The following is a 19083-nucleotide window of genomic DNA, read 5'->3' on the forward strand; positions in this document are numbered from 1 at the left end:
CCAGTGCCTTTACTTCAAACCCTATTCAAAACCCTCATTTTAAGTATTTTTTGCTTGTTTCATAGCATGCTTATTGCCCGCCCTATTCACTTAGATACATATTCGAGTGAGCAAGGATTATCGCAAAACTCGATTACATGCAGCATCACTGATGAGCAAGGGTTTCATTGGTTTGCCACACAAGGCGGTCTTAATCGCTTTGATGGTTATGAGTTTAAACGCTTCAAGTCTCACCCTACTGAGGCTAGTATTTCAGGAAACTGGGTCACCGATTGCCTTGCTGGCGGCCCTCATGCTATCTGGTTTTCTACAGCCAGTAATGGTTTAAACTTACTTGATACTCAAACCGGTCAATTTAAGGTTTTTAATACGCAAACTGAGTTGGCGATTACTGATAACCGTATATGGTCACTGGCGTCAGATAACCTAAATAATATTTGGTTAGGCCATGAACATGGAAAGTTAACACGATTAAATATAGTCAATAATGAAGTTGAGTCATTTAGCTATAATAGCCCCGAGCAAGCTAATACCGTAATACAAGATATCGTAATAGATGCTCAACAGAGTATCTGGTTAGCGACCAACGAGGGATTAATTAAATTTAACCCAGAGCTAAAAACGTTTAAACACATAGCAAAGAGCCATAAGAATTTATGGCGGTTACACTTAAATACACAAGGGCAGCTATTACTAGCAAGCAAACAAGGCCTTAGCCTATTTATTCCAACAACAGAGGCTTTTGCGGAGTTTGCTCAATTTACAGATGTATGGATCACCGATATATTAATTGACGACACCGATACCATGTGGCTGACAAGTTATGGAAAAGGTTTATTTTATAAAACAGAGCAAAGTACATCTAAAAATAACTTTGAGCACATACCGCACAATAAACAGCAACTAAATGGGCTTGCTAATGATTACCTATTGTCACTTTATCAAGATCAGTTCGGTATCATTTGGATTGGTACTGATGGCTATGGCTTGCAACGTTATGATAAAAAGCAAAATCAATTTTCGCATCAACAGCATTTGAGCGATGATGAGACTACCATTAGTCATAATTTTGTTCGCGCTCTACTTAAAGATTCACAAGGTCAGTTATGGGTTGGTACGCGTGATGGCTTAAACAAACAAACCGACACTGGCTTTAAGCGCTATAAAGTTAACTCAAAATTGCAAAGCGGCCTTACTAATAATAATGTATTTAGCCTGCATGAAGATAACCAACAGCGACTTTGGATTGGTACCTATGGCGGTGGGTTACTGCAATACAATCCAGCTGAAGATAATTTTATTGCCTATACAACGCAAAGTCATCAACTTAGCAGCGATCGTGTTTATGCGATAACGAGCGATCCTAAAGGAAATTTATGGCTAGGTAGTAACCAAGGTTTAACACGCTTTAATCCCGACACTTTAGAGGTTCAACATTACAAGCACGACGATTCAACTAATAGTCTTGCTAACAATACCGTGTTTACTCTGCTTTTTGATCAAAATATAAACGGATTATGGGTCGGGACGCGTGCAGGTTTAAATTATCTAAGCATGGCCGATGAATCATTTACCCATTACCCCGCAAATAACGAACCGAAAACTGGTTTAAGCCATAATATGGTCACTTCCTTGCACCTGCAAAATAACGATACTTTATGGGTTGGTACCTTTGGTGGTTTAAACCGCCTTGATAAAAAAACACAAAAAATCTCTTACACTACCGAACATAATGGATTACTGAACGATAATATTTTTGCTATTAAAGATGATAGTAAAGGCCACTTATGGCTAAGCAGTAACCAAGGGCTCACTCGCTATAATCCCACGAATCAAGCTATGCAGCATTTTTTACCTCGTGACGGCGTGCAGCATAATTCGTTTATTTTAGGTGCCGCTTTTCAAGCAGCTGATGGCGAGCTATTTTTTGGCGGAATCAATGGCTTTAATCAGTTTTACCCTAGTAAACTGCTATTGAGTACTTCAGCCCCAACCCCAGTATTAACTGAGCTATTAATTTATAACCAAGCAAGTTCAACAAAAAACTATCTAACAGATCAAAAACAGCCAGCAAAACTAATAAATCATACTAAAAAACTCTCTTTTCCAACTAGCCAAGGGGTCATTGGCTTTAAATATTCCGCCGTTAATAATGCCTCATCAGCTAATCAATACCAGTATGCTTACAAGCTAAGTGGTTTAGATAAGCAATTTATCTATACAGATGCAAGCCAACGCCAAGTTAACTATTCGCAGCTAAGTGCAGGTAATTATCAATTACAATTAAAAGTAAGCGATCAATACGGGCAATGGAGCAATGTTCACACTATGCTAATGCTGACAGTAACGCCTCCTTGGTGGCAAACGAAATTGGCGTATGCGGCTTACCTTATAATAGTTTTGATTATTACATGGTTAATTTTAGCGTCACGCTATCGAGCTAAAACCGCAGAGCAACTCATTCAACAAGAAAGAAAGCTTAATCAACTAAAGACCCAATTTTTAGATAATATTAGCCATGAACTTAAAACGCCATTAAGCTTAATTTTAGCGCCAGTAGAAAACTTACAACAGCAACAACTCGGTGCTCAAGCGCAACATCAAGTTTCTATAATCAAGCGTAACGGGCTCCGCCTACTTAATTTAATTAATGAGCTATTACAGCTCAGCCAGCGCCCAAGTGCGACTATAGAATATGTATCCGCTTATTCTATAAGCCCTTTTATAGAACAAATAGTAGACGACTTCGCTATTTTGTTTGCTCAAAAAAATATTAGTTTTTCCTTTAAAGACACCACGCAACAGCCTAATTATATAAATTTAGAAACTAAACATGCTTTATCTATTATTGATAACTTATTGACCAATGCACTTAAATACACCCCATCAAATGAAAGCGTTAATTTAACGCTTTCTAACACAAACAATAATGTTGTTATAACGGTATCTGATACTGGTATTGGTATCGAAGAACACCAGCAAGCGCTTATTTTTGAACGTTTTACTCGTGTTGCAGCACACAACCAAACAGGCAGTGGTATAGGTCTCGCGCTGGTTAAGCAGCTTGTAGAGCAATACGGTGGGCAAATTTCATTAGTTAGTAAAATCAACAAGGGAAGTTGCTTCACAGTCACTTTGCCATTGTGTGAATCAGATAACTTATTAACGGATAAACAACTATCACCCTCTCAAACTATGCCGCTAAAAAACAACAAAAAACTACTCATTGTTGAAGATAACGTGGAAATGCGTGAGTTACTGGTTTCACTGTTTAGTGATAACTACACCTGTCTGAGCGCTAATAATGGAGAAGAAGGGCTTTTGCTGTGCCAAACTCAAATGCCCGATTTGGTACTCAGTGACGTGATGATGCCAACGATGGATGGATATCAGCTTCTAAGCGCTATTCGCTCAGACATTTCGATAAACCATATTCCTGTTTTATTACTCTCTGCCAAAGCAGACAGCAATAGCCGTATAAAAGGGCTTGATTTACTGGCCGATGACTACCTGTGTAAACCCTTTGAAGCATCATTATTAAAGAGTCGGATTCATGGTTTATTAGGTATTCGTGATGCGTTAAATAAACACTTAGTTAAACAGCTATCAGCTCAAGTACATGCTGTGACCTTAGATGCGCAAATAGAGCAAAATAAAGATTACACATTTACAGAACGCTTAAAAACAATCTTGCGCGAAAATTATCAAAATGAACTGTTTAGCGTCGAAGAGTTTGCCAGCGCAATGTGTTTGAGCCCTCGCGCACTGCAATTAAAAATGAAAGCTCTTTTTGACGTTACACCCAGTGATTACATTCGCAATACCCGTCTAGAATATGCAGCAAAATTATTAGCAGGTAGCGACTTAACCATAGGTTTAGTTGCAGATAACACCGGCTTTAGTTCTCAAAGTTACTTTGCTCGTTGCTTTAAAGCCAAATATACAGTGACACCTAAACAATATAGAGAAGCACAAACATGTAAAAGTCATTAGTTTCGCATCTGTACTCAAAGCTTTCGCCTGAGTACTATTTTTAAGCTACTGATTTATTTAAATTAACCTTAATTAGCCATTGCTAAAAAAATAACTACAAATGTAATTAAGCAGATAAATTAAGGAAAATACTATGCTCTCATCCATACAAAAAACGCTACTTGCCACAGCATTAATAACGAGCTTAAGCGCATGTCAAAGCACTTCAACCAATGTCACTTCAAATAAAAATTCACCTGACATTAATGAAGTAAGTAAACAAAAATACAATGGCCCTAAAGCGCGTATCGCCGTGGCACGTTTCACTGATAAGTCAAATAACTCAAGGTGGTGGCGAAAAGAAATTGGTGAAGGTATGGCAGATCAACTTACCACCGCCCTTGTTGGCACTAATCGCTTTATTGTATTGGAGCGCCAAGCGCTAGACGCTGTGCTTTCGGAGCAAGATTTAGCAGTATCTGGCAGAGTGAGTGCACAATCTGGAGCTGCCTATGGCGAAATTGAAGGCGCTGAGATTGTAGTCGTTGCAGCGGTTACCGAGTTTGATGATGACAGTTCAGGTGCAAGTGTTGGTTCGGGCGGTTTTATTGGTGATGTGTTTAGCTCTGTTTCTGCTGGCTTTTCTGGATCGCATATGGCTATTGACCTAAGGTTAATTGATACGCGCACTTCACGTATTTTAGCTGCAACTAGTGTTGAAGGCGGTAGTAAAGATTTTAACTTTACCAGCGCAGCAACAAACTTTGGTGGCGCATTGGTTGGAGGGAGTCTTAGTGGTTGGTCAGATACACCAAAAGAAAAAGCACTACGTGAAGTAATAATTAAAGCCGTTGAGTTTTTAGAAACTAAAATCCCAGACACCTATTATCGCTATAACCAAAACAACACGCTTGCTGCAGGCTATACAGCACCACCACCGCCAAAGGTAGCTAGTAAAAAAGCAGCACCTGCTGCTGTCGCTGTCGATGTGCCGAATCATAGAATGCCACATTATGAAAAAATGGACTTAGCAATGTCTCGTATGAACTTGGTTTGCTTAGGCTATTTAAAAAACCAACCTAATTATGAAGAATTTGAGACTGAAGACGTAAAATACGACCGTCAAACTGTATTAGCACTACGCGAATATCAACAAGAAAAGAGCTTAAAAGTAACAGGCCTTGCCGATGAAACAACAAAGAAATCTTTAGATGACACAAAATGTTTAGCTAAAACTCAAAAATCAGGGCTTGAAAGCTTAGGCAGCATGTTTCAATTTAACTAAGCAACACAATTCATTTAAATCAAAAAAAGCGGCTATCCCCTAGTCGCTTTTAATCTACTCGTAATAACTCACCGCGATAAAAATCACACAGTAACCATATTTGCTCAAATTGATGGGTATTTGGAAAAGCTATTGTTTTTATTGCCGCTTCAAAGTCGCTCTTATGCCAAATAGTGCTAGCGTTACGAATTAGCAACCAGGTACGTTTTGAGTAATAACGCTTAGTCGCTTTTTGTTTAAGCAATCGTCCTAATGCTGATTGCAGTCGGTTTTCACTGGGCTGTTGTGCCATGTCAGCTAAATCACGTTGCATATGTATTGATAATGGCCGACCTAACACGGCCATTGCTTCGGTTTCGCTGGCATATAAATGCGCTACTTCTATATCGAGTTGCTCATTTTCTTGATAACAACTTACATCGGGTCTATTTGGTTTATTATGCCAAATGTGGCGCATATGAATACCGGTTTGCTGCTCATAGCAACGCAAAAACAACTTAGCTGCATCGTGCTCTAGCTGTTGTTTTTCGGCATCACTGCTGCGCTTCATGCAATACCTTATAAACGTCATTTAAAAGCGAGGAAGCGCCAAACCTAAATGTCTCTGGTGCTAAATATTCATGCCCCATAATCTCAGTTGTTAGCTGCAAATAAGCATTGGCATCACCTGTCGTTTTCACACCGCCTGCGGCCTTAAAACCAACTGGTTTTGATGACTTTTTGATGGCATTAAGCATAATTTCAGTTGCTTCAAGCGTGGCGTTAACCGCGACTTTACCGGTGCTGGTTTTTACAAAATCAGCTCCCCCTTGAATAGCAAGCTCGGTTGCTTGAGCAATAAGCGCAGGTGTTTTTAGCTCACCGCTTTCAATAATCACTTTAAGTTTAGCGCGACTACCACATGCTTTTTTACTTTCACTCACGTATTCCAGTACTGTATCGGCTTCGCCTTTTATAAGTGCTTTATAAGGAATGACTAAGTCTATTTCATCGGCCCCACGCTCTATGGCTATTAGTGTTTCATTAAGCACTTCATTAAGTGGCGCATCACCTGTAGGAAAGTTGGTTACTGTGGCCACTTTTACATGACTCAATAGCCGATTAGCGAGCGCTATTTTTGCATCATCTACAAATTCACTAAACACACAAACTGCAGCGGGTATGCCTAATTTAGAATCAATGCTGTTTACTAATGCATTAATACTAGCTTGATTATCATCGGTGTTTAAACTGGTTAAATCCATTAAACTAACAACTAGCATGGCGTTTTGAGTATTATTTGTCATTTTATGCCCATGAAATTTTAAAAACCTTAAACTATATAAGCATCATAGCTTAATCTTGCTATAGCTCATAACCAAACACTATAAGCGCGTTTTTTATACTAAACAGCACTCTATCCCTTACTAAATAAGATTTAGACCTAAAAAACACAGTTTATATAACTTTTGAGTATATCAACTAAGATTTAATTATTTTTTACTTATCAATAGCCGCTATATTCTGCCTGTGTATTAAACACTTTATTATCTTTTTAGGGGCGTTACTCAGTGCAATATTTACCTATCTTTACCAAACTCGACAACAAGCCAGTATTGGTGGTTGGCGGTGGAGAAGTTGCCTTGCGAAAATGCCGCGCGTTTTTAAAAGCACGTGCTGCAGTAACCTTAGTTGCCCCGTGGTTTTGTGATGAATTAAAAGAACATGCGCACAACAATGAAGTTACTTTAATAGATGCCTATTTTGAAGAGTCACATCTTGATGGCAAAATTTTGATTATTGCCGCCACCGACAATGATGAAGTTAATAATACGGTTTTTGAACTCGCCAATGCACGTAATGTGTTTGTGAACGTGGTGGATGATCAACCTAAATGTACGTTTATTTTTCCCTCTATTGTTGATCGCAACCCAATTACCATTGCGATTTCAAGTGCAGGTACCGCACCGGTATTAGCAAGACGTTTACGTGAAAAGCTCGAAACACTTATTCCACAGCATATTGGCCCTCTCGCCAACTTAGTCGGTGGTTTTCGTCACAAAGTAAAACAACGCTTTAAACACTTCGCCGATCGTCGCCAGTTTTGGGAAGGCGTGTTTGATTCATCAGTAGTGAGTAAAGTCCAAACCGGTGATACCCATGGCGCTGAGCAACAACTAGAGCAAATGCTAGATGCCAAAGTAGAGCCTGAAGGTGAAGTATACGTAGTCGGTGCAGGCCCAGGCGACCCAGAGTTACTCACCCTAAAAGCATTGCAGCTAATGCAACAAGCCGACGTGGTGGTATATGATTACTTAGTTTCTGATGAAATCATGGAGTTAGTGCGCCGCGATGCAGATTTAATTTGTGTGGGTAAACGCCTAGGCGATCATAGCGTAGCTCAAGAAGATACCAATAAGATGCTAGTTGATTTAGCGCAACAAGGTAAAAAAGTATGTCGTATTAAAGGCGGCGACCCATTTATTTATGGTCGTGGTGGCGAAGAAGTACAAGTACTGGCAGCCAATAACGTAAATTACCAGATAGTGCCAGGTATAACGGCGGCCGCAGGCTGTAGTGCCTATGCAGGTATTCCTTTAACGCATCGCGATCATGCTCAAGCTATTCAATTTGTTACTGGTCACTGTAAAAAGGAAGGCCAAGAGCTTAATTGGCAGTCGCTTGCACAAAAAAACCAAACACTGGCTATTTATATGGGGGTGATTAAATCGCCGCATATTCAAGCCGAGCTATTAAAACATGGGCGAGAAGCAACAACACCAGTAGCAATTATTGAAAACGGCACACGTGAAAATCAACGCGTAGTTACCGGACAGTTAGACCAATTAGCGCAGCTAATTGAACAATATGATATTATTTCACCGGCATTACTCATTATTGGTGAAGTGGCTTCGCTGCATAAAGAATTAAACTGGTTTGGCGAAAAAGCACAGATCAGTAGCTTTGCTCAACCGCTTACAGACGTAGCGTAGTTTAACAGATTTTAATTTAATCATTTTAGTAGGACGACCAACAATGGCTTTAACTCACCTTCAGCAACTTGAAGCTGAAAGTATCAAAATCATGCGCGAAGTCGCCGCTGAGTTTGAGAACCCAGTTATGCTTTACTCAATCGGTAAAGATTCATCGGTACTTTTGCATTTAGCTCGTAAAGCATTTTACCCTGCGAAAATTCCGTTTCCGTTATTACACGTAGACACCAACTGGAAGTTTCGTGAAATGATTGAGTTTCGCGACCGTTTGGCTAAAGAGTACGGCTTTGATTTAATCGTACACAAAAACCCTGAAGGTATCGAAATGGGTGTAGGTCCGTTTACACATGGTTCGGGTAAACATACCGATATCATGAAAACCCAAGGGCTAAAGCAAGCGCTTAATAAATACGGTTTTGATGCCGCATTTGGTGGCGCACGTCGTGATGAAGAGAAATCACGGGCTAAAGAGCGTGTTTACTCATTTCGTGATAAACACCATCGCTGGGATCCTAAAAACCAACGTCCTGAGCTTTGGAATACCTATAACAGCCAAGTGAACCCAGGAGAAAGCATTCGTGTATTCCCACTGTCTAACTGGACTGAACTAGATATTTGGCAATACATATATCAAGAAAACATCGAAATGGTGCCACTTTACCTTGCTAAAGAGCGTCCTGTAGTAGAGCGCGATGGTACTTTAATTATGGTTGATGACGATCGCATGCCACTTAATGAAGGTGAAGTACCGCAAATGAAGTCGGTTCGCTTTAGAACATTAGGCTGTTACCCACTCACAGGTGCAGTGGAATCTACCGCCAGCAATCTAACCGAAATTATTGAAGAAATGCTGCTTTCATCGTCATCTGAACGTGAAGGTCGAGTGATTGATCATGATTCAGCAGGCTCTATGGAGAAGAAAAAACGTGAGGGGTATTTCTAATGTCTAACCTAAATAACGATACATTTAATGAAGTAAAAGAAATTGGTATAGACGCTTACCTAGCACGTCAACAAGATAAAAGCTTATTGCGTATGCTGACTTGTGGCAGTGTGGATGACGGTAAATCAACCTTAATTGGCCGCCTACTGCACGATAGTCACCAAATTTATGAAGATCAGCTAGCCGCGCTTCATAAAGATAACGAAAAAGTAGGTAACGCCGGTGAAGATCTTGATTTAGCACTGTTAGTAGATGGCCTACAAGCTGAGCGTGAACAAGGTATAACAATTGACGTAGCGTACCGCTATTTCTCAACCGCTAAGCGTAAATTTATTATTGCCGACACCCCAGGGCATGAGCAGTACACCCGAAACATGGTTACCGGTGCATCAACCAGTGATGTTGCCATTATTTTAGTGGATGCGCGCTATGGCGTGCAGGTACAAACTAAGCGTCATAGTTTTATTTGTGACTCATTAGGCATTAAGCAGTTTGTGGTTGCGGTTAACAAAATGGATATTGTTGATTTTGATGAAACCGTTTATGAAAAAATTAAAGCCGATTATTTAAAATTTGCCAAGCAACTTAACGTATCAAATATTAAGTTTGTGCCTATGTCGGCACTTAAAGGCGATAACGTAGTAACCCGCTCTGCACATACTCCTTATTACACCGACAAGCCGTTGCTTGAGCTGTTAGAAGACTCACCAGCCGCTGAAATCGACACTGGTTTTGAAGCGCGTCTTCCGGTGCAATACGTGGTACGCCCTAATCTAAACTTCCGTGGCTTTCAAGGCACGCTTACATCGGGTAAATTACGTGTAGGTGATGAAGTAAAGGTACTGCCTTCAGGCAAAACATCACATATTAAAGAAATAGTTACTTTTGATGGCAACCTCGACACCGCCGAGGCAGGCCAAGCAATTACAGTGACACTTAATACTGAAATAGATATTAGCCGAGGAGACGTTATTGTGCCTGCAAATTCGCAAGCGCAAGTAACTAACCAATTACAGGCTAAAATTGTGTGGATGCACGAGTCACCATTGGTGCTCGGTAAAAGTTACAACCTTAAACTTGGCAGCAAAAACACCTCGGCAATGGTCACAAAAATTGACCACACAATTGATGTAAACACGTTAGAGCATGGCAGTGCAGATTCATTGCAGTTAAACGAAATTGCGATTGTGACACTGGAGCTGACCGAGACTATTTTAGCCGATCAGTACCATCATAATCATGAAACCGGCTCGTTTATTCTTATTGATCGTTTATCAAACTTAACGGTTGCAGCAGGAATGATAGAACAGGTACTGAAAAGTGAAGAAAACGCAGGACAATTCAGCGACTTTGAAGTTGAATTTAACGCCCTCGTACGCAAGCACTTCCCGCATTGGCAAGCGCTTGATATTTCAAAGCTATAACGTTAATGAACGCCTGTTAGGAACATTTAAAGCATGGTAGAACAGCTCATTTTAACAGGCATTATGTTGCTTTTAGTCGGGTGCCTGTTTGGCACCCGTATTAATCCTGCATGGTTATTTGTTAGTGCCATAGGCACCAGCTACCTAACCGGGCTAATAGATTTAGAAAGCATGCTGGTTAATTACACTAACTCATCATTAATTACTTTAGTGTTATTAATTTTAGTGTCGATAGCGATAGAAAAAACCACGCTTATTCAACGCTTAGCCAAATCGTTATCCAGTGGTAGTTTAGTTAAGTCAGTAACTAAATTAGGGCTGTCTACCGCCTTTTTATCGTCGTTTACTAATAATACCGCGGTAGTTGCCTCATTAATTACCGCCATAAAGGATAACCCAAATCACTCCCCTTCAAAGCTATTGCTGCCCTTGTCGTACACCGCGATTTTAGGGGGTACTATTACGCTTATTGGCACCTCTACTAACTTAATCGTAAATGGCTTTGCAGTAGATGCGGGCATGGCGCCACTGGGCTTTTTTGATTTTACCTTGGTGGGTTTGGGCGCACTTAGTGTGGGCTTAATTACTATTTTGGTGATGCTAAAATACCTGCCTGACAATGGTAAAAATAGCCAAGAGGTGGTGCCTTTTTATCTAGAAGGGAAAGTGCAAACTGGCTCAAAGTTAATAAATTGTACTGTAGAGGAAAACGGTTTACGCGATCTAAAAGACTTGTTTTTGGCTGAAATTATTCGTGACGGCAACCGAATTTGCGCCGTGACCCCCCAACATATTATTCAACAAGACGACATACTGCTGTTTGTGGGCGACATAAAGTCCGTGCCTTTGCTTACTCGCTTTGATGGCTTAAAAGTGGTGCACGACAAACACGAAAAAGACATAGAACACCTCGTTGAAGTTGTCGTTAGCCAATCGTCTAAGTTAATTGGCAAAACAGTAAAAGAAGCCCGCTTTAGAGAACAATTTCATGCAGCCGTTATTGCTATTCGCCGTGGGCATGACCGCTTACAAGGCGGGCTTGGACAAGTGCGATTACAAGCGGGTGACTCATTAATTCTTGCCCCTGGTAAAAGCTTTTATGACTTAACTAACTTAAAACGCGAGTTTGTGTATATTTCAGGGCTTGATTTACAAACCCACCTAGGTGCAAAGCAATCAAATATTGTATTGTTAAGCTTTGCGGGTGTGCTGGGATTAAGTATTTTAGGTGCAGTACCGCTGGTTAAAGGCTTGTTAGTGTTTCTTATTGGCCTAATGCTGTGTGGTACTATTAAGCTAAGCGAAATAAAGCGCCGTTTTCCTATTGAGTTACTTGCTGTCGTGGGCAGTGCCATAGGTTTAGCTAAGCTGATGATAGGCACCGGCCTTGCTGGGCAAATATCAGACGCTATGTTTGTAGTGCTAGGCGACTTTGGCCCTTATGGCGCGTTTATCGCTATCTTTTTAATGACCGTATTATTCACCGAATTAATCACCAATAATGCCGCAGCAGCGCTATCGTTCCCGGTTGCCTACTCACTAGCCATTGGCTTTAACGTAGAACCTTTGCCGTTTATTATGGCAGTTGCATTTGGCGCTTCAGCCAGCTTTATTTCACCTTTTGGTTATCAAACTAACCTGATGGTTTATAGCGCAGGTAACTACCGACGAAAAGACTATGTAATGATGGGGCTACCGCTTTCTATTATTTATTCAATTACCGTACTGACTTTGATCCCGCTGGTATTTCCGTTTTAATGCCCGCGCTTATAGCATAAAGAGACACAGCAAATGGATAACAATATTGTTTGGCATAATTACGCCACTACTAAAATGCAGCGCAGTGAACAAAAAAATCATAAGAGCGCTATTATATGGTTTACTGGTTTTTCTGGCTCAGGTAAAAGCACCGTTGCGAATGCACTAGAAGCAGCACTCAATCAGCAAGGCGCACACACCTATTTACTTGATGGCGACAATATGCGCCATGGTTTATGTAAAGATTTAGGCTTTAGTGATGCAGACCGCGTTGAGAATATCCGCCGCGTAGGCGAAACCGCCAAGCTAATGGTTGATGCTGGTTTGTTAGTCCTTACTGCGTTTATATCTCCTTTTAAAGCTGAGCGCGACATGGTTCGTGAGTTAGTTGATGAGGGTGAATTTATCGAAGTATTCATCGACACCCCTCTTGAGGTGTGTGAAAGCCGCGACCCAAAAGGCTTATATAAAAAGGCACGCGCCGGTGAAATTAAACACTTTACTGGGATTGATTCAACTTACCAGCCGCCGGTTAATCCTGAAATAATTTTAGATACCAGTAAAAACACCCTAGACCAATCGGTAGCTCAACTGATAACGTATCTAAAACATCAGCATATACTATAGGCCCATCTAATGAACCAAACTGAACTGCTAGAAGAAACTCTTATTCTCGCTCGCGAAGCGGGAAGCGCGATTATGGGTATTTACAACAAAGACTTTAACGTTGAATACAAAGCTGATGAAAGCCCCGTAACCGACGCCGACTTAGCAGCTCATAAAATCATTAGTGCAGGGCTCAAAAAGCTCACTCCCGATATTCCTGTATTGAGTGAAGAAAGTGCCGACATTGGTTGGGACGTACGCCAAACATGGAACAGCTATTGGCTGGTTGACCCAATTGATGGCACCAAAGAATTTATTAAAAAGAACGGCGAGTTTACCGTTAATATTGCCCTAATCGAAAACGGCAAACCAGTTTTAGCTGTGGTTGATGCCCCTGCGCTAGGTGTATCGTACATAGCCGCCGAAGCCATTGGTGCTTTTAAAGACAAAGGCGATGAGCGTATCGAGCTTAAAGTTACCACCAAACCTAACAAAGGCCTTATACGTGTTGTAGGCAGTCGCTCGCACCCTTCCCCCGATTTAGCTGAATTTGTAAAACGCTTTGATGACGTTGAAATGGTGTCAAAAGGCAGCTCACTCAAACTGTGTTTAGTCGCCGAGGGCAGTGCCGACATTTACCCACGCTTAGGCCCAACCTGTGAATGGGATACCGGCGCAGGCCATGCCATTGCCGAAATAGCCGGTGCAAAAGTGACTAAACTTGATGGCAGTCCGCTTATTTATAACACCAAAGATGAGTACTTGAATCCATATTTTGTAGTTTCTGCCTTAGAAGAATAAGAGCAGCTTTTAGTGGTTAGCTATCAGTTGTCAGCAAAACAAGTGATAGCTTTAAACAACTCAAAGTAATGAAAAGTCCCTACTCAATTGGAGATGAATAGTATTTGAGAAACCAATTAAGCCCAAATCCGATTACCTACATAAAACCTGAGTTCAATATCTAATTCATCTTTTTCAATGCTGTTTTTCCAAGCATTTTTAATCATATCAAATTCATCAGATTCAAATTCCGTTATTACGGCAACTATAAATTTAGTTTTTATTGTCATAGTGCTTTTAGCTAATTTAGCTCGATGTAGAAACTCATCTACTGCTATAAAAGAAATTGTTGGTCGAGTGTAATATTTGACCTCAAGCAATATAAGCTCATCGTTGGGTTTTATATAACCAGCATCGAATATATAAAGATCAGAACTAACTTTAATACCAATAGTTGGCTCTATTGATAATTCATTTTTTATTTCGCGAATTACAAATTCTTCAGATTTTCTTATTTTCCCTTTAATATCAGCGCGACTCAGCTGCTCTACGCTTGCTTCGTTTTTAGAAGTATTCAACTGGGTAGCAACAGCTTCATTAACATCTTCTTCTAATTTAATTTCTAGCTCTTTTACCGAAAGAGTCTTAAGGAATGAATCATCTGTATTATAATCTGAGGGGCTATATAACTTACCGTGGTGGTCTGTAACCAATTTATAAAAAACATATAGAACAGAAAATGGAAAAATAACAATAAATAAAATTAAAGGCCATCGTTCAAGTGGTTCTAATTTATCTGCTGAGCTTCCTAAAAGAAGAGATACAAAGCCGTATATCAATGAAATAAATAGCGCAACTATACCTAATGGATTTCTAATTTGATCTTTTGATATTTTCAATTTCACAACATTCCTTTTGACTTCACCAGAGGACGTTCTTCCTATATTTAAGCAAAATGTCCTTATTTTATGGACACTATTAATAGCAAATAGTGTAAGTTATTGCCAATTATAAATATTATATTAGGATCGCTTGTTTGTTATGAAAAAAGCCTATCTTGGCTTCACTAAGTCACACGACGCTTTGATATAAAAGTGAAGCTATAAATTCAATAAAACCTAATTTATTAAAATATTGCTTCAAATGTTGGATTTTATTCCTTTAGGATATGTTTTAGTTTAGGGCGAAAGTCAAAAAGAATGACCTATTCCTATTTACTAATAATGGCTGTTATACGTTTTTTAAACTTGCCATTAATCGAACGATTTTTAAAGGCGGTAACCCTAACGATTTTGTTGGGCGATAAAAGCAAGCGAGTGCTGGTTGAATAAATCTGGGCGTTCCACATTACAAACATGGCCGCATTGGTGAATAGTTTGCAGTACGCTATTTTTATGGCGCTTAACCATTTCTTTAACCGGGCCAAGGAACATGTGATCTTCTTTACCCATAATGTAAAGAATGGGTATATCAATGTCTTTTTCTTTGAAGTACTGCATTAAGGGGTTTACGTCCATGGCTAATTTAAACCATTTTATGAACTCCTTTTGGCACAAGCGTTTTGCTTCACGAACAAACAAAAGTCGAGACTCTTTATGACGCTTTTTCGGCATCATAATAAAAGCAAATAAACGATACAGCCACATGTAAGGCAACAAGTGTTTAAAGGTATTGCCTAAATAAACCAAGGTATTACTACGAGTGTTAAAACGAGTAACCGCTCCACCTAGCACCATGCTAGAAACATATTGCGGGGCAATTTCTGCAATATTTCGAATAAGAATTGTGCCCAATGAAATACCAACAAAATGTGCGCTGGTTATATTGTTATGATCTAACACATCGATAATGTCTTTAGAGACATTATTAAATGAGTAATTATTATCAACAAAGTTTTGTAATAGATTATTCGATTTACCGTGACCGCGAAGATCAAGCAACAACACATTATATTCTTTTTTATAAGCTTTAAGCTGACGAAACCAGATTGCCGAACTCCCCCCTGCGCCATGAACAAATACTACCCATGTTTTACTGGTTTCATGCACAAAAATAGTATGGAAAAGAATGTCTTTGCTCATTGCAGTTAGCGGCCTATTTACTTCAGTTGGCTGATTAAATTGTAGAAAGTATAACGGAGTTTAGAAAAAATCTCTTATGAAGTTCCGATTAATGGCTGCAATATTACAGGATAAAACCCGTTTTGAGTTGTTAGTTATCAATTAACTGGCCAAGAAAGTGAGCAAGTATTCTCAATTCTCATAAGCACACTTATCAATCATTCACTGAGTTAATCTATACCAAGTACACATTGACTTGAAAATAACTTTTCAGATTGTATGTCCCTCCTTCAATAGCATCTTTGCTGATTATTCACGCATTTAGCAGCATAATCCTGCACTAATTGCGCAGCTTTTAAACACTGTTTCATATTCGTGACAGTCAGTAACTAATACGCTACAACAAATTTATATCCAAGACATAAAAACACATGAAATGTGTGGTTAAAAACTATATTCTTCGGCGCAATTATTATGATAAATAATGGATATACACACATGACAACATCTCAAGGTGCAACGCTTTCAAATGCACCAGCACAAGACGCACACACGTCTAAGTCAAAATGGAACCTGCACGATACGCAGTGGACACTTAGCCTTTTTGGCACCGCAGTAGGTGCTGGTATTTTATTTTTACCGATTAATATTGGTATTGGTGGTTTTTGGCCACTGATTATTATGGCGTGTTTAGCCTTTCCAATGACCTTTTTAGCGCACCGTGGTTTGGCGCGTTTTGTATTATCATCAAAAAATAAAGAGGCTGATTTTACCGATGTAGTAGAAGAACACTTTGGCGTAAACGCGGGTCGACTAATCTCCTTATTATACTTTTTATCAATTTTTCCTATTTTGCTTATTTACGGTGTGGGTTTAACCAATACCGTAGACAGCTTTATGGTCAATCAGTTAGGGATGGAGTCGCCGTCACGCGTTGCTTTATCGGGTATTCTAGTTGCACTAATGATTGGCTTAATGATGGGCGGTGAACGCTTAATGCTGCGCGCCTTTGCTATTTTAGTTTATCCGTTAGTGGGTATTTTATTCTTTTTGTCTTTGTATTTAATCCCAAGCTGGCAAATGCCCGATACAGCCTTGCCTGAGCTAGGTAGCTTTAGTAAAACACTTTGGTTATCGATTCCTATTATTGTATTTTCGTTTAGCCATGCAGCGGCTATTTCAAGCTTTGTTAATAAGCAACGCAGTCACTATGGTGACCTAGCAACGTCTAAGTCAGAGGCGATTTTAAAGCGTACTAGTTTATTACTGATCACCTTTGTTTTGTTATTTGTGTTCTCATGCGTGTTATCGCTTACCGGTGACCAAATGGCTGAAGCAAAAGCGGCAAACGTCTCTGTTTTATCTTATTTAGCTAATATTACAGAAAACTCATTTATTGCAACGCTGGGGCCTTTGGTTGCCTTTATTGCGATTATGTCATCGTTTTTAGGTCACTTTTTAGGAGCACGCGAAAGCTTTACTGGGTTAGTGACTAAACACTCAAACATGAGCCCTAAAGTCGCTGACAAAGTGGGTGCGGTACTGATGTTTTTCGCTATTTGGTTCTGCGCGGTTAAAAACCCAAGCATACTAGATATGATGGATCAGTTATCAGGCCCAATCATTGCGATGATTTTATTCATTATGCCAATGATTGCAGTTTACAAAGTGCCTAGCTTACAAAAATACCGTAACCGTTTAAGCACCTTATTTGTACTGGCTGTTGGCTCATTAGCTGTATTTGCGTTACTGTACAGCATGCTTGGCTAAGCAGTATTTATTACAAAAGCCCAGTATTTTGCTGGGCTTTTTTGTGTCTACGGTTTATCGCAAATGATTTGTTTATCTTATTGTTTGTGCAATGTTAGCTTATATATTCGTCTAAAAAATAAGCCAGCCATGCAAAATAATAAATACGTTTTTTTACTCACTTTTATACTCATACTATTTAGCCCTGTAATTAAAGCCGCTGAGCCCCCTACTATTCTATCAATGAAAGAAAGGGCTGCGTTTATCGATAGCATTACCGAAAAACGTATTAAGACTTTATTACCCACATTAATGCAGCAACACAGTATAGATATGTGGCTAATGATAAGCCGCGAATATAATGAAGACCCGATATTAAAAACCATGCTGCCTGCTACATGGCTCTCGGCAAGGCGCACCACTATTTTATTATTTGCAGTTAACAAACAAGGCGGTGTTGACGCCTTTGCAATTGCGCCTTACAAAATAGGGAGTGTTTTTAAAAAGGCCTGGGATAAGCAAGCACAGCCTAATCAGTGGCAAGCGCTCAATACGCTTATAGAGCAATACCAACCGCGAAATATTGCTCTCAACACATCTACAGATTGGGCACATGCCGATGGGCTAGTGCTTGGCGATTACACCACTTTAATGGCCAACTTACCTGCGACATATAAAAATAAAATAACCTCAGCCGAGCCGCTGGCTGTTGCGTGGTTAGAGCAACGCATTCCAGAAGAAGTAGAAATGTACAAACACATTGTTGCTATTGCCCATTCTATTATTGCTGATGGATTCTCCGGTAATACTATTACCGTTGGAGAGACAACCAGCGACGATTTAGTGTGGTGGTTTAGAGAGCGCGTAAGGGAGCTTAAGCTACAAACGTGGTTTCACCCTAGTATTGCAATACAACGCGCCGACAGTAAATCGTTCGACCACGAAGACAGCTTTACCAACGGCTATGCCGATAATGTTATTCAAGCAGGCGACTTATTACATGTCGATTTTGGTATTAATTATTTGCGTTTAAATACCGACACTCAACAACACGCTTATGTTTTAAAACCAGACGAAACAAAAGCCCCCGATTACCTTGTTGATGCGTTAAAAAAGGGCAATAAGCTACAAGACATTTTTACGGCTGAATTTACAGCTGGGAAAACAGGTAATCAGGTATTAAAAGCCGCCCGCGAAAAAGCCATTGCACAGGGGTTAAAGCCCACTATTTATACTCACCCGCTCGGCTATCATGGTCATGCAGCTGGTACAACACTAGGTATGTGGGATGCTCAGCAAGGTGTGCCGGGTGATGGCGATTACCCGTTGCATTTAAACACGGCATATTCTATTGAGCTTAACAATGCGGTGTTTATAAAACCGTGGAATAAAGAAATAAGAATAATGCTTGAAGAAGATGCTATGTTTGATAAAACCGGTGTGTGGTACCTCAATGGCCGACAAACCCGGTTATTACTTGTTAAGTAGCATTAAACAACACATACAAAAATGGCGCTCAATGAGCGCCATTTTT

14 protein-coding genes are annotated in these 19083 nt (G+C 39.9%); 10 read left to right on the top strand and 4 right to left on the bottom strand.

Going from position 1 to position 19083, the window contains the following annotated elements; translation table 11 throughout:
* The first annotated feature begins 3 nt into the window (after positions 1 to 3).
* Positions 4 to 3993, top strand: a complete 3990-nt coding sequence (locus CWB75_RS05780; RefSeq protein WP_138570110.1) for a hybrid sensor histidine kinase/response regulator transcription factor — start codon at positions 4 to 6, stop codon at positions 3991 to 3993.
* 133 nt (positions 3994 to 4126) lie between these two features.
* A complete protein-coding gene (locus CWB75_RS05785) occupies positions 4127 to 5257 on the top strand; it encodes a CsgG/HfaB family protein (RefSeq protein WP_075170828.1) in 1131 nt (376 codons plus the stop codon).
* Positions 5258 to 5306: 49 nt separating this feature from the next.
* On the opposite strand, the gene CWB75_RS05790 is transcribed toward CWB75_RS05785, so the two are convergent.
* Both CWB75_RS05790 and deoC read right to left on the bottom strand, forming a co-directional pair.
* Positions 5307 to 5807 carry a hypothetical protein gene (locus CWB75_RS05790; protein WP_138570111.1) on the bottom strand — a complete coding sequence of 167 codons (501 nt, stop codon included), beginning with the start codon at positions 5805 to 5807 and terminating at the stop codon, positions 5307 to 5309.
* Entirely contained in the window at positions 5791 to 6543 is a 753-nt protein-coding gene (gene deoC / locus CWB75_RS05795; RefSeq protein ID WP_138570112.1) for a deoxyribose-phosphate aldolase, read from the bottom strand. The genes CWB75_RS05790 and deoC overlap by 17 nt, the downstream gene beginning before the upstream one ends.
* 264 nt (positions 6544 to 6807) lie before the next feature.
* Between deoC and cysG the strand changes: the two genes are divergently transcribed.
* The 6 genes from cysG to cysQ are packed head-to-tail and all read left to right on the top strand — an operon-like array spanning position 6808 to position 13761.
* A complete protein-coding gene (gene cysG / locus CWB75_RS05800; protein WP_138570113.1) occupies positions 6808 to 8229 on the top strand; it encodes a siroheme synthase CysG in 1422 nt (473 codons plus the stop codon).
* A gap of 43 nt (positions 8230 to 8272) precedes the next feature.
* Positions 8273 to 9172, top strand: a complete 900-nt coding sequence (gene cysD / locus CWB75_RS05805) for a sulfate adenylyltransferase subunit CysD (RefSeq protein ID WP_008108450.1) — start codon at positions 8273 to 8275, stop codon at positions 9170 to 9172.
* Positions 9172 to 10596 carry a sulfate adenylyltransferase subunit CysN gene (gene cysN / locus CWB75_RS05810; protein WP_138570114.1) on the top strand — a complete coding sequence of 475 codons (1425 nt, stop codon included), beginning with the start codon at positions 9172 to 9174 and terminating at the stop codon, positions 10594 to 10596. Before cysD ends, cysN begins: the two co-directional genes overlap by 1 nt.
* A gap of 33 nt (positions 10597 to 10629) precedes the next feature.
* Positions 10630 to 12354, top strand: coding sequence for an SLC13 family permease (locus CWB75_RS05815; RefSeq protein ID WP_138570115.1), 1725 nt, complete (start codon positions 10630 to 10632; stop codon positions 12352 to 12354).
* Between the two features lie 33 nt (positions 12355 to 12387).
* Positions 12388 to 12981, top strand: coding sequence for an adenylyl-sulfate kinase (gene cysC / locus CWB75_RS05820; protein WP_138570116.1), 594 nt, complete (start codon positions 12388 to 12390; stop codon positions 12979 to 12981).
* Positions 12982 to 12990: 9 nt separating this feature from the next.
* Positions 12991 to 13761: a 3'(2'),5'-bisphosphate nucleotidase CysQ gene (cysQ, locus tag CWB75_RS05825; RefSeq protein WP_138570117.1), complete on the top strand. Its 771-nt coding sequence runs from the start codon at positions 12991 to 12993 to the stop codon at positions 13759 to 13761.
* Positions 13762 to 13877: 116 nt separating this feature from the next.
* On the opposite strand, the gene CWB75_RS05830 is transcribed toward cysQ, so the two are convergent.
* Positions 13878 to 14645 (bottom strand): hypothetical protein, encoded by a 768-nt coding sequence (locus CWB75_RS05830; RefSeq protein ID WP_138570118.1) that lies wholly within the window; start codon positions 14643 to 14645, stop codon positions 13878 to 13880.
* A 378-nt stretch (positions 14646 to 15023) separates the two neighbouring features.
* Complete coding sequence (locus CWB75_RS05835) at positions 15024 to 15821, bottom strand: alpha/beta fold hydrolase (RefSeq protein ID WP_138570119.1); 798 nt, start codon at positions 15819 to 15821, stop codon at positions 15024 to 15026.
* Between the two features lie 477 nt (positions 15822 to 16298).
* Between CWB75_RS05835 and CWB75_RS05840 the strand changes: the two genes are divergently transcribed.
* Positions 16299 to 17570 carry an aromatic amino acid transport family protein gene (locus CWB75_RS05840; RefSeq protein WP_138570120.1) on the top strand — a complete coding sequence of 424 codons (1272 nt, stop codon included), beginning with the start codon at positions 16299 to 16301 and terminating at the stop codon, positions 17568 to 17570.
* A gap of 129 nt (positions 17571 to 17699) precedes the next feature.
* Positions 17700 to 19037 carry a M24 family metallopeptidase gene (locus tag CWB75_RS05845; RefSeq protein ID WP_138570121.1) on the top strand — a complete coding sequence of 446 codons (1338 nt, stop codon included), beginning with the start codon at positions 17700 to 17702 and terminating at the stop codon, positions 19035 to 19037.
* Positions 19038 to 19083 lie beyond the last annotated feature (46 nt).

Source organism: Pseudoalteromonas sp. S1608, assembly GCF_005887265.1.
Lineage (GTDB): Bacteria > Pseudomonadota > Gammaproteobacteria > Enterobacterales > Alteromonadaceae > Pseudoalteromonas > Pseudoalteromonas undina.

Bases quoted from the DNA above. Each gene is read 5' to 3' on its own strand.
- cysD (WP_008108450.1), top strand. From the start codon at position 8,273: ATGGCTTTAACTCACCTTCAGCAACTTGAAGCTGAAAGTATCAAAATC.
- cysN (WP_138570114.1), top strand. From the start codon at position 9,172: ATGTCTAACCTAAATAACGATACATTTAATGAAGTAAAAGAAATTGGT.
- cysC (WP_138570116.1), top strand. From the start codon at position 12,388: ATGGATAACAATATTGTTTGGCATAATTACGCCACTACTAAAATGCAG.
- CWB75_RS05845 (WP_138570121.1), top strand. From the start codon at position 17,700: ATGCAAAATAATAAATACGTTTTTTTACTCACTTTTATACTCATACTA.
- CWB75_RS05785 (WP_075170828.1), top strand. From the start codon at position 4,127: ATGCTCTCATCCATACAAAAAACGCTACTTGCCACAGCATTAATAACG.
- CWB75_RS05815 (WP_138570115.1), top strand. From the start codon at position 10,630: ATGGTAGAACAGCTCATTTTAACAGGCATTATGTTGCTTTTAGTCGGG.
- cysQ (WP_138570117.1), top strand. From the start codon at position 12,991: ATGAACCAAACTGAACTGCTAGAAGAAACTCTTATTCTCGCTCGCGAA.
- deoC (WP_138570112.1), bottom strand. From the start codon at position 6,543: ATGACAAATAATACTCAAAACGCCATGCTAGTTGTTAGTTTAATGGAT.
- CWB75_RS05790 (WP_138570111.1), bottom strand. From the start codon at position 5,807: ATGAAGCGCAGCAGTGATGCCGAAAAACAACAGCTAGAGCACGATGCA.
- CWB75_RS05840 (WP_138570120.1), top strand. From the start codon at position 16,299: ATGACAACATCTCAAGGTGCAACGCTTTCAAATGCACCAGCACAAGAC.
- CWB75_RS05835 (WP_138570119.1), bottom strand. From the start codon at position 15,821: ATGAGCAAAGACATTCTTTTCCATACTATTTTTGTGCATGAAACCAGT.